Genomic DNA, 12,377 nt, shown 5'->3' with positions numbered 1-12,377 from the left:
CCGGTAACGGCTCATGCGAGCACAAGCCGCTGAACTTCCGGGTGGAAGATCAGCTCGGGTCCGGGACGCCCAACAGCGCACCGAGGTCGACCACAACCGGGACGGCCCCGAATTCCGGCGCGGGTGCGCTGTCATCCAGCACCACCGCGTGCAGATCTTCCAGCCCCATAACCTCGACCGGCCCGAGTCCGGCCCGATCGATGAACAGGTGCGTAACCCATTCGTCGGCCAACAGTGCCGAAAGCGTTACGTTATCCAGGTCACCGGCGGTCACCACCACCGACGCGCCGTTCTCACCTGCCGCGACCACTTCCAGCAGCGCCGCCGCCGAATCCGCGCGGCCGTACCGGAACAGCCGGGACTCGAAGGTGAGCTCGGTGCGCGCCCGCAGCCGCTTGGTCGCGACGGAAATATCGTTGTAGGACAACGCAACCGCGGCGACGAAGGCCGGATCCTCACCACGCAGCGCCTGGGTCCGGTTGGCGTAGGTCACCGGTCGCGGCGATTCGGCGGCGATCTCGGCGAGCACGTCCGGATCGTCCAGAGCCAGCCAGTCGATGCTGCTATCGGCGGGCCATGCACCGGTGGTCAGTCCGACCTTGACCTGCAGTCCAACGGGCAGCGGTCCGTCGAGGGCGGTCACCGGGGTCAGTGCGGCGCCGGCTTTGAGCACGGCCCAGGTGGCGACCACCGCGTCCACTCCGCGATCCAGCCGGATCGCGACACCGGTGCGCGGACCGCAGCCGCGGCCGATCAGCACCCGAGCCAGTCGCGAGGACCGCGCGTCGAGATCCTGGAAGGACACCGCGTCCTCGCCGAAAACTACCGCGGGCCCGTCCGGATCGTCCTCCACCGCGGCGGCCAGCGCCTGGGTCAGGGCCGCACCGCTGGTGACCGGTACGCCGTCGGCGGCAGGCTCCAGCGCCGTTTCCGGCGCGGCCAGTGTGCGATCGCGTTCGGCGGCATCGAGGATATCGATATCGCCCACACTGACCTGCGGATCCGCGACGACCGCGGTGCAGATCCGAGTCAGTCTGCGGCCGAATGCCTGCACCGTCGACGCATCGAAAAGATCTGTGGCGTAATTGAATACCGCGACCAGCTCGCCGGGCGCACCGTCCGCGCCGTGCCGTGGCTCGACGGTCAGCTGCAGATCGAACTTCGCCGCGACCGCACCGGTATCCAGTGCCGCGACCGTCAGACCCGGCAGTTCCAGCTTCGGCTGCTCGAGATTGTCGAAGGACAGCACCACCTGGAACAGCGGGTTGTGCGAGGTCGCGCGGTTCGGCAGCACCACCTCGACCACCCGCTCGAACGGGATATCGGCATTGCCGAAGGCCGATAGGTCGGTCTCGCGGACATGTTCGACCAGCGCGTCGAAGGTGGTCCCCGATTCGGTCGTGGTGCGCAGCGCCAAGGTATTGACGAACATGCCGACCAGATCGTCGAGCGCACGCTCACCGCGGCCCGCGATAGGGGTGCCGATCGTGATATCGGAACTGCCCGACAGCCGCGCAAGCAGCACCGCGAGCACGGCGTGCACGACCATGAACAGCGACGAATTGTGTTCCCGGGCAATGCGAATCAGTCCGGTGTGCACCTCGGGCGAGAGCGTGAATGCCGTCGACGCACCGCGCATGGACGGCACCGGGGGGCGCGGCCGGTCCAGCGGCAGCTCGATCGCGCCGGACAGTCCCGCCAGTTGCTCGCGCCAGTAGGCCAATTGCTGTGCGGCGACGGAGTCCGCATCGTCATCGGTGCCGATGACCTCGCGCTGCCAGATCGCGAAGTCGGCGTACTGCACCTCGAGCGGCGTCCAGGTCGGCACATCGCCCGCACAGCGCGCGGCGTAGGCGAGCATCAGGTCACGGGCCAGCGGGGCCATCGAGGCACCGTCGGCCGAAATGTGGTGCACCACCATGGCGAGCAGATGACGGTCCGGAGTATCACCGCGCATCAGCACGCCGCGCACCGGTACCTCTCGGGTCACATCGAATCCGGTCGACATCAGCTCGGTGATCCGGACGATCGGATCGGTGCTCGACTCGACCGCGAGCCCACCCGGCCATGCCTCGGCGACCGGCAGGATCTCTTGGTACGGCAGCCCACCCGGACCCGCCGACGGGTAGCGGGTGCGCAACGCCTCGTGCCGCTCGAGCACATCGGCGACGGCATCGCGCAGCGCCCGCACATCGAGCGCACCGGTCAGGCCGATGCCGAGCGGGATGTTGTAGGCCGCCGAGCGGGTATCGAATTGATTGAGCACCCACATGCGCTGCTGTGCCAGCGACAGCGGCACCCGCTCCGAGCGCACCGCCGCGACCAGTGGGGCACGGGTTCCGGTCGACGAACCGGGCACGATCCGCGCGGCCAGCGCCGAAACGGTCGATGCCTCGAACAGTTCGCGCACCGAGACATTCGCGTCCAACGCCTCGTTGATTCGGCTGACCGCCCTGGTGGCCAGCAGCGAGTTACCGCCGAGGCCGAAGAAGTCGTCGTCCAGGCCGACATCGCGCATACCGAGCAGTCCGGCGAACACCCCGGCGACGGCCTGCTCGATGGGGGTATGCGGGGCGCGGTAGGTGGCGCTGCTGACGAATTCCGGTGCGGGCAGCGCCTTTCGGTCCAACTTGCCGTTCGGGGTCAGCGGCAGTGCGTCCAGTACGACGATCGCGTCCGGAACCATATAGCCGGTCAGGAATTCGGCGACCGCGGTGCGCAGCTCCGCACCCTGCACCTGCGATTCCGCCTCGGCCACAACGTATCCGACCAGGCGATCACCAGCGTGCTCGTCTGAGCGCACCAGGACAACCGCCTGGCTGACCGAAGGCTGGGCAAGTAGCGCTGATTCGATCTCACCGAGTTCGATGCGGAAGCCACGCAGCTGCACCTGCTGGTCACTGCGCCCGGCGTATTCGAGATTCGCATGGCCCGCGAAACCGGCCCAGCGACCGAGGTCGCCACTGCGGTACATGCGAGATCCGGCCACCCCGAACGGATTCGCCACGAAACGGGTCGCGGCCAACCCAGGCCGGCCCAGATAGCCGCGGGACAACTGCGCACCGCTGACATAGATTTCGCCCGCCACCCCGACCGGAGCCGGATGCAGCCGGTCGTCGAGCACATAGCTCTCCAGGCCAGGCAGCGCACGACCGATCGCACTGGCCGGATTCTCGGCGAGCTGCTCATCCAGTGCCAGGAACGACACGTGCACCGTGGTTTCGGTGATGCCGTACATATTGACCAGCCACGGCGCATCGAAGGCGTGCCGCTCGTACCACCGCCGCAGCTGACGCAGATCCAGTGCCTCACCGCCGAATACGACATAGCGCAGCGCGAATTTGCCCTGGTCTCCGGCATGTGAGGCGCGATCGGCCTCGGCAAGCTGATAGAACGCCGACGGCGTCTGATTCAGCACCGTGACCTGTTCGCGAATCAGCAAGTCGCGGAACTGTTCCGGTGAACGCGAGGTCAGATAGTCGACGACGACCACGGTGCCGCCATTGGCCAGCGCGCACCACAGTTCCCACACCGAGAAGTCGAAGGCGAAGGAGTGGAACAGCGTCCACACATCGGTATCGTCGAATTCGAACATCAACTGGGTGTTGGCGAACAGCTCCACCACATTGCGGTGCGCGACGCCGACGCCCTTCGGGACACCCGTGGAGCCCGAGGTGTAGATGACGTAGGCCAGGTTGTCCGGACGCAGCCTGGATGTGCGCTCGATATCGGTGATCGGCGATTCGCCGAAGCCCGCGGTCTCATCCAGCAGCACCAACGGAATATCCGTCGCCGGAATTTCGCCCAGCAGATCGAATGTGGTCAGCACACAGGTCGGCTGCGCGTCGGTGAGCATGAACTCGAGCCGCTGCGCCGGGTAGGTGGTGTCGATCGGCAGATATCCGGCACCGGCGGTGAGCACGCCGAGCAGTGCGATGGGCAGCTGCTCGGAGCGCCCGACGGCAACGGCCACCAGCGCTTCCGGCCCCGCACCGCGCGCCATCAACGCCCGTGCCACCTGGTTCGCGCGCCGCTGCAGTTCACCGAAACTCAGTGCGGTATCACCGAATCGGACCGCGATCGCATCCGGACGGCGGCGCGCCTGCGTCTGGATGAGATCGAGCAGCGTCACGTCGGGCACCATCGCCCCGGCCGAATTCCATTCGTGCAGTACCAGATCGCGCTCGCCGGGGGCCAGTAGATCGATATCGCCGAGCACTGCGTCGGAATCGACGGCTACCGCAGACAGCACCCGCTGGAAGCGATCGGCGAAGTCCTGCACGGTGGCGGCGTCGAAGAGATCGGTGGCGTAGGTGAACGTCGCAGTCATGCCGTGCGCAGCTCTGTCCGATTCGCGGCGCTCCCGGTGCCCTACGTGATTGCGCTCCGCTACCGCCTCCGGGCCCGTCGCTCGCTTTTCCGCGATCTCGAGCTGCAGATCGAACTTGGCCAGCGACACCCCGTGATCCACACCCGCGACGGTCAGGCCCGGCAGCTCCAGTTCGGTGCGCGCCAGATTCTGGAAGACCAGCATCACCTGGAACAGCGGATGCCGCGCGGCCGAGCGCACCGGATCTAGCAGCTCGACCAGCCGCTCGAACGGCACGTCGGCGTGTCCGAAGGCCTCGATGTCGACCTTGCGCACCGCACGCAGCAGATCGTCGAAGGTCATGCCGGGATCGATCTCGGTCCGCAGCACCAGGGTGTTGACGAACATGCCGATCAGATCGTCCAGCGCCGCTTCACCGCGACCGGCGACCGGGGTGCCGATCGCGATATCGCGGGTGCCCGACAGCCGGGCGAGCAGTATCGCGAGCGCCGCGTGCACGACCATGAAGAGCGTCGAATTGTGTTCGTGCGCAAGCCGGTCGAGTCGCGCGTGGATCTCGGCATCGATGTCGAAGGCGACGATGGCGCCGTTGTGGGATGACGTGGCAGGCCGCGGCCGATCCGCCGGCAGATCCAATTGGTCCGGCAGCGCGGCCAATTCGTGGCGCCAGAATTCGATCTGCTGCGCGAAGACCGATTCCGGGTCGTCCTCGCTGCCGAGGGTCGCGCGCTGCCAGATGGTGTAGTCGGCGTATTGCACCGCCAGCGGCGGCCATTCGGGCCGCCCGCCGCGCATGCGATCGGAGTACGCCGCCACCAGATCGCGGGCCAGCGGACCGAGCGAGAAACCGTCTCCCGCGATGTGGTGCACCACGCACACCAGCACATACTCGGATTCACCGAGCTGGAACAGCCGCAGCCGCACCGGCGGCGCGTCCGTCACATCGAATCCGGCCCGCACCTCGGCACTGATCAGATCCGAAAGCTCGTGTGTCACAGCGGCGGTCACCGGAATTTCCGGCACCGCGCGCGCATCGGTTACGGGCAGTACTACCTGGAAGCCCTCACCATCGATGTCCGGATAGATGGTGCGCAGCACCTCGTGCCGCTCGGTCAGATCGCGCGCCGCCGCACGCAGTGCGTCGACATCCAGTCGCCCGGCCAGCCGCACCGCCAGCGGAATGTTATTGACCGCGCCGGCCGTATCGAAACGATTCAGGAACCACATCCGCTGCTGCGCGTACGACAGCGGAATCCGATCGGGACGGGTCTGCGCGGTGAGCGCCCGGCCGTCGGCCGAACCTGCGTGCTGCTCAACACGTTCGGCCAGGACGGATACCGTAGAGGCCTCGAAGATCAGCTGCACCGGCACCCGGATACCGAGCGCGAAACCGATGCGCGCGGCGGCTTGGGTGGCCAGCAGCGAATTGCCGCCGAGTTCGAAGAAGTCGTCATCGACACCGACGCGTGCGTCCGTGCTACCGCCGTGCAGCACCGCCGCGAATACATCGGCGATGATCTCCTCGACCGGTGTCGCCGGGGCACGGAAACGACGTGCGGCGAAGACCGGTTCGGGCAGTGCCGCCCGGTCCAGCTTGCCGACCGGGGTCAGCGGTATCTCGTCCAACACCATGATCGCGGCCGGAATCATGTAGTCCGGCAATGATTCTCCGATATGCGCGGCCAGCTGACCGGTATCGAGGGTGGCACCGTCACGTGGCAGCACATACGCGACCAGCGCGGTCGTCCCCGAGGGTAGCGTCTTGCCGAGCGTGGCCGCGAAGTCGACATCCGGATGCGCGGTCAACACGCTATCGATCTCGCCGAGTTCGATACGCAGACCGCGGATCTTGACCTGGAAATCGGATCGTCCAAGGTACTCCAGTGCACCGGTTTCGGTGCGCCGCACCAGATCTCCGGTGCGGTACAGGCGCGCACCCGGGCCATCGGCCTCCCCGCCGAACGGGCTGGCCACGAAGCGCTCCGCGGTCAGCGCAGGTCGACCGAGATAGCCCTGCGCGAGCACCGCGCCCGAAACGTAGAGCTCACCGACGACCCCAGCGGGCACCGGACGCAACCGCGCATCGAAAATGAAGGCGCCGACGCCCGCGATGGCGGAGCCGATGGTGACGGGCTCACCGGACTGAAGGGCCTCGGTGCTGGTGACCATGACGGTCGCCTCGCTCGGCCCGTAGGCATTGAATACCGAGCGGCCGCTATCCGCCCACCGCGCCACCAATTCCGCGGGAAGCCGATCACCACCGGCCACCACGACCTGCAGGTCATCGAGATCAGCGGTATCGAGCGATTCCAGCGCACCGGGGGTGATCAGCAGATGGGTGACCTGCTCGCGGCGCAGCAGATCCGCGAGTTCGAGGCCGCCGAATACCGTCGGCGGCGCGATGACCAGCGTCGCGCCCACCGAGAAGGTGAACAGCGTCTCCATCATCGAGAAGTCGAAACTGGGCGAGCTGAGATGTGAGACGCAGGAATCCGCGTCGATCAGATAGTGCTCGCCGATCGCCGCGAGCCCGGCCAGACCGGTGTGGGTGACCGCGACGCCCTTCGGCTTACCGGTGGAACCCGAGGTGTAGATGACGTAGGCCGGATGGTTTTCATTGACCGCCCGCACCCGATCGGCGTAGGAGACCGGATGATCGGGCCGGGCGGCGATGCGCTCCGACACCACCGGATCATCCAATTCGATCCAATAGGCGGAGGTCCCGAGCTTGGCGCGATGCGCCGAGGTGGTCAGGCCATGTGCGGCACCTGAATCGGTCACGATGTGCTCGATCCGGTCCGCCGGATAGTTCGGATCGACCGGCACATAGGCCGCGCCGGTCTTCGCGATCGCCCACAGCGCGACGATCGATTCGACCGAACGGGTAATACCCATCGCCACGTAATCGCCCGCGCCGATCCCGCGATCGATCAACTCGCGCGCGACCCGCGAGGAGGCGGCATCCAATTCACGGTAGGTGAGTTCACGCTGATCGGACGGATTACCGGTCGGGTTGAAACGGAGTGCGACAGAGGTGGCCGCGGACTCCACTGCGGCGGTGAGCAGCTGGGCCAACAGCGGGCTGCCCGACCTGCGGCGGCGATTACCTCGGGCGGAACGACGAGCAGTTTCCATTCGGGTGTGATCACCTCTCGGGTCGAGCTAAGACCTGCCCCCGACCCCGCAAAAGGGCATCGTGCGCCGGGGGCCAAACCAGTCCGAGTCATCATATAAGCCGTGCAACATGCGCTGTTACGCCTCCGTCCAGAGGACGCAGACGTCACAGCTGTGTATCGGTCTCAGACGGTAGATGTTGCGAAGCCCCCCGCCCCAGTGAACTACGTCACATAGCAGATGTACATCGCCGGGCGGGGATTCCCCTTGAAGAACCCCACCCTCACCTCATTCGTTGAGCCACCGCTCGATCTGGTCGAGGTCCGCGGCCGAATAGGTATTCGCGCCGTCTTCGGCGTCGAGAAGCATCCAGTCGTAGGGCACCCCGGAAGCCCGTTCGAGCCGATATCCCGCACGTCCGGCTCGTGCCGTGAGTTGCCGAATCCGCACCGCCGTGGGCTCGGTCGGCACCGGCCGAAGCCGCCTGTCGTCGTCCACTAGACGAACCGCCCTCGTGAATTTCTCGGAGGCGGAGTGAATTCCGCCCAGTACTCATGCCGAATCGCATCCCACAACCGCGAAAGCTCCGGAAAGCGCTCTCGCATCTGCGCCAGATCCGGGGCCGAAGCCGCCGCGCACGAAAACAAGGGCTGCTCGGCCCCATTGCGCACCAACAGCATTCGAATGTGGTGATCGTCTATCCGCCACTCGGCCAACCACCCGTCTACCTCGGTGCGATGCTCACCCATGCCCTACCCCTGCGGATCGCACGCCAGAGCCTCGAGCCTGTCCAACACCTCACGTAGCGTCCCCGGCGAGTGCCCACCGGCCAGTGGCGCGCCGCTCTCGGACGCTCTCGGGTATTCGATCCCCCTGGCAGCGGCACGTTCACGCGGACTCATCGACTGCGGGACCAGCCGTCCAGTGAGCACGAGCGTCTGATACGCCGCCGCCTTCCACACGCACCGATTGATAAGGCACGCGCGGTGCCGTTGCCACAGCCCGTGCGCCAGCGCCACATCCACGGCATCGCACAGCGGCGGCACGGTGACGAGTACGGAGCGCAATCGCGTCGCACCCGCGACCTCTCGATTCCGAATGTCTTCGTAGCCAGGGCGTTTCGGGATATTGAGGCTTCCGTGTTGCTCGACCATGTGGTTATGTTGCTCCCGCCACACGGCCTCAGAAGGGCCGAAACGGACAGTCTGCCCAAAGTTGGCCATCCTCCCAGATTTCGGACCGGTCAATACATGGGATAAGTCCGAATCGGACTGCGACCTAGGCCGTTTCGGACCACGCAGGGGAAAAGGGGAGCAATGGTGAGGGAGGATCAACCGGACTCGACGCTGCCGCGTCGGCAACTCGGCCGCGCGCTGCGAGAGGCCCGCGAGGGAGCCGGGTTCACGCTAGAGCAGGCGGCGCGCGAGATGGAGATCGGCAAGACCTCGGTAATACGAGTCGAAAAGGGGCACAACGACAAGATCAAACTGCGCGACGTCGAGGGGTACGGCCGCATCTATGGCCTCGATGAGCAACGGATCGAGGATCTGAAATCTCTTGCGCAGGAGACGGCTACGAAGTCTTGGTGGCAGGGGTTTCGCCACTTGATGCGGTCGGGATATGGCACATATCTGGGACTTGAATCCGGCGCATCCCGGCTGACCGTCTATCAACCAATAATCGTGCCCGGACTGCTTCAGTTGATCGACTATGCCCGAGCCATCGAGCGGCCATTTCTACCGAGTGACACACCAGCAGATCTCGAACGCCGAGTAGAAGTGCGATTGCGACGAACCGCGATTCTGACTCGGCAACATAACCCGATAGCGGCCGACTTCATCCTGCATGAGTGCGTTCTGCATACAGTTATCGGCTCGCGCGAGATCATGGCCACGCAACTGAGGCATATGGCCGACATGAGCACCCGACCGAATATCACCTTGCGGATATTGCCGTTCGCGGCGGGACTTCCGGGCAACGCGACCCCCGTCTTGCCGTACATCATTCTCGACTTCCCGGCAGACAGTCGAAGTTTCGGGACGGAGCCTCCGGTCGTCTACACCGAACACACAATCGGAACGATGTTCTTCGAGGACCAAGCCGACGTGGAACGCTACCGCGAGATCGACGACGACATCCGGTGCGCCACACTGGACGAGCAAGCATCGAGGGACCTGCTCAGGCAGGTAGCAAGGAGATACGACCCGTGACCATCGACCTAACCGACGCAGAATGGTTCAAGTCGTCGCGCAGCGGTTCGGCGGGTGAGTGTGTCGAAGTCGCCTGGCTCGAAGCCGGTCACGTCGGTGTCCGCGACTCCAAAAACCCCACCGGCCCCGCACTGATCTTCACCCCCAGCGAATGGAACACCTTCACCACCGACATCCACAACGGCGAGTTCCATCGCCCTACCGCGTAGCCGCCTCCACCACACTGACGCAAGGAGATACGCCCGGTGACCATCAACCTGACCGACGCGCAATGGTTCAAGTCATCGCGCAGCGGTCCGGCCGACAACTGCGTCGAAATCGCCTAGCTCGGCAACGGTCACGTCGGTATCCGCGACTCCAAAAACCCAACCGGCCCCACACTGATCTTCACCCCCAGCGAATGGAACACCTTCACCGCTGGCGTACACGACCACGAGTTCGACCGGCGCCCATAGCACCCGCGATTGCCGTCAGCACCCTAGTGGGCGCCCTCGTCGCCGACCACCTCGCCAGCACCGCGATACCGCAACTGGGCGGCGCCCTGGTCGATACGGCGCTGCCGACAACGACACTCGGCCACCCCCCAGAAATCCCGCAGAAAATCCACTGCCACAAAGAATTCCACCCCTCGCACACAACGCCCCCATTCCCGAACCCCCCTCGTCCTATCAACCAGACCGCCGCCCCAAACCGCCCCCTTCCCCGAGGTGTCCCCCCATCAACCCGTGTCCGGCTGGACAAATGATCACGTGGAAACCACGGCGGCAAACCACGAGAACCCACCGCCACCACATCCACCTGATCTTGATCCCCCATCCCGCCCGAGAACGCAACCACAGCCAGTCGACCGAGCTGGAAGCCGCAGGCCTGCCAACATGACTGCGGAAGGTAAGCCGGGTACGGCACCCGACGCGCCCAGCACTGCACCGGCAAAACCACGGACCGCCAAACCCTCCTGGACCGCTAGACCCCGGAAGTCGGTGCAGAACAACAGGACCCACCGCAGCCCCACCAACCCGAACCCAACCCACCCCCTTGTCCCAGCCCCACCACCTCTTGTTCCGCCCCCACCCACCCCTTACCCAGCCACACGCCGACCTGGACAAATGATCACGTGGAAACCACGGCGGCAAACCGCGAGAAGCCGCCGCCACCACTTCCACCTGATCTTGATCGCCGCGGGCTCGCAGAGGTTCCACCTCGGGCTCGGTGGAGTTGTCGGTGGGGATGGGCATAGTGCGGGGATGGGGGTATTGGATGAGCCGTTTGTCGGGTCGTGGGCGGTGGCGGCGGGACTGGTCACGCGCTGGGAGTTGCGGCACAACTTTGTGCGGGTGTTCCCGGATGTCTATGTGCGCCGAGGTTGCTCGCTCGACGCGCGAGGTCGAGCGCGCGCCGCGGCGCATTGGGCGAAAGGCGACGGGGTTCTGATCGGCTGCTCGGCGGCCGCCATGCACGGCACCCGCTGGCTCGATGCCGATCAACCCGCGGAAATCGCCAGGGCCGGACACTGCCGCCCGCCCTGCGGGATTCGTGCCGTCCGCTCCGTTGTCGAGCCCAGCGAGTGCTGCGAGGTCGACGGGTTCACGGTCACAACACCGGCACGCACGGCATTCGACCTCGGTCGACGCCTGCCGCGCGAGCGGGCCGTACCGATTCTGGACGCACTCTGCGCCGCCACCGGACTCGAACCAGGTGAAGTCGCGATCTTGGCATCGAAACATCCGGGCGCACGCGCACTCAAACCGCTTGCGGACAACGCTCGCCGTCGTAGATCCGGGCGCCGAATCCCCACCCGAGACCCACACACGATTGCTGCTGATAGACGACGGCTTACCGCGCCCCACAACACAATTGGTGATCCGTGATCACTACGGCGCATTCGTCGCGCGCGTCGACCTCGGTTGGCAGAAGTGGCAGGTGGCCGTCGAATACGACGGCGCCCAACACTGGACCGACCCCACCCAGCGCACCAAAGACATCGACCGCATAGCCCGCATCGAGGCCCTCGGCTGGCGAGTAATCCGCCTCAACGCCACCCTCCTCCACCACCGCCCCCACGTAATCCTCGACCGCGTCCGCAACGCCCTCACCACCCAGGGCGCCCGACTGGACAAATGATCACGTGGAAACCACGGCGGCAAACCGCGAGAAGCTCCCGCCACCAGTTCCACCTGATCTTGATTCCTGTGCGAGCGTCGAGCGACGCGCGCAAAGCCTCAGCGCACCGCGCGGCAACTGAGACCCAGCGATCCATGTCCGGCCTCCTGGTTGTGCCACGTGCCGACCTGGACAACCGCTCACCATGTCTCCCTGCAGCAAACGTCGAGAACACCCCTCCACCAACACATTCTCGACCGCTCGCCTACCCCATCCCCCGCCGAAGACGCTCGACCACGCAACCACAGCCAGTCGACCACGCTGGAAGCCGCAGGCCTGCACACCCAGCTGCGGAAGGTATGCCGGGTACGGCACACGACGCACCCAGCACTACACCGGCAAACCACGCAACGCCAAACCTCCTGGACTGCCAGACCCCGGAAGTCGGTACAGAACAACAGGACCCACCACAACCCAACCAACCCCCTTTGGTCCGGCCCACCCCTTGTTCCAGCCACCTGCCGACCTGGACAAATGATCACGTGGAAACCACGGCGGCAAACCACGAGAAGCCCCCGCCACCACTTCCACCTGATCTTGATCCCACGCTCGAGAACGCAACC

At 65.6% G+C, this 12,377-nt stretch carries 7 protein-coding genes and 1 pseudogene; 5 read left to right on the top strand and 3 right to left on the bottom strand.

The annotated features are described in order from the left end of the window. Positions 1-49: 49 nt before the first annotated feature. The 3 genes from ON44_RS04550 to ON44_RS04535 all read right to left on the bottom strand — a co-directional run bounded on the left by ON44_RS04550 (position 50) and on the right by ON44_RS04535 (position 8,598). Positions 50-7,465: a non-ribosomal peptide synthetase gene (locus ON44_RS04550; protein WP_040686534.1), complete on the bottom strand. Its 7,416-nt coding sequence runs from the start codon at positions 7,463-7,465 to the stop codon at positions 50-52. Between the two features lie 267 nt (positions 7,466-7,732). Then, a complete protein-coding gene (locus ON44_RS04545) occupies positions 7,733-7,915 on the bottom strand; it encodes a hypothetical protein (protein ID WP_063721508.1) in 183 nt (60 codons plus the stop codon). Positions 7,916-8,196: 281 nt separating this feature from the next. Next, positions 8,197-8,598 (bottom strand): hypothetical protein, encoded by a 402-nt coding sequence (locus tag ON44_RS04535; protein WP_157187050.1) that lies wholly within the window; start codon positions 8,596-8,598, stop codon positions 8,197-8,199. 162 nt (positions 8,599-8,760) lie between these two features. Here ON44_RS04535 and ON44_RS04530 point away from each other — a divergent pair, with 162 nt between their 5' ends. The 5 genes and pseudogenes from ON44_RS04530 (at position 8,761) to ON44_RS53710 (ending at position 11,775) form a co-directional block, all read left to right on the top strand. After that, positions 8,761-9,654 carry a helix-turn-helix domain-containing protein gene (locus ON44_RS04530; protein WP_040686530.1) on the top strand — a complete coding sequence of 298 codons (894 nt, stop codon included), beginning with the start codon at positions 8,761-8,763 and terminating at the stop codon, positions 9,652-9,654. Continuing rightward, complete coding sequence (locus ON44_RS04525) at positions 9,651-9,863, top strand: DUF397 domain-containing protein (protein WP_040686529.1); 213 nt, start codon at positions 9,651-9,653, stop codon at positions 9,861-9,863. The genes ON44_RS04530 and ON44_RS04525 overlap by 4 nt, the downstream gene beginning before the upstream one ends. Positions 9,864-9,899: 36 nt before the next feature. Beyond that, positions 9,900-10,109, top strand: a pseudogene (locus ON44_RS48000) (DUF397 domain-containing protein). 789 nt (positions 10,110-10,898) lie between these two features. Continuing rightward, entirely contained in the window at positions 10,899-11,522 is a 624-nt protein-coding gene (locus tag ON44_RS04520; RefSeq protein WP_306306461.1) for a type IV toxin-antitoxin system AbiEi family antitoxin, read from the top strand. Further along, positions 11,512-11,775 carry an endonuclease domain-containing protein gene (locus ON44_RS53710; RefSeq protein WP_306306460.1) on the top strand — a complete coding sequence of 88 codons (264 nt, stop codon included), beginning with the start codon at positions 11,512-11,514 and terminating at the stop codon, positions 11,773-11,775. The genes ON44_RS04520 and ON44_RS53710 overlap by 11 nt, the downstream gene beginning before the upstream one ends. The last annotated feature ends 602 nt before the right edge of the window (positions 11,776-12,377 follow it).

The organism is Nocardia vinacea NBRC 16497, from assembly GCF_000308835.1.
In the GTDB taxonomy this organism is placed as follows: domain Bacteria; phylum Actinomycetota; class Actinomycetes; order Mycobacteriales; family Mycobacteriaceae; genus Nocardia; species Nocardia vinacea.
The sequence above is the reverse complement of the archived record's forward strand: the minus strand, read 5'-3'. Positions and strand labels throughout refer to the sequence as shown.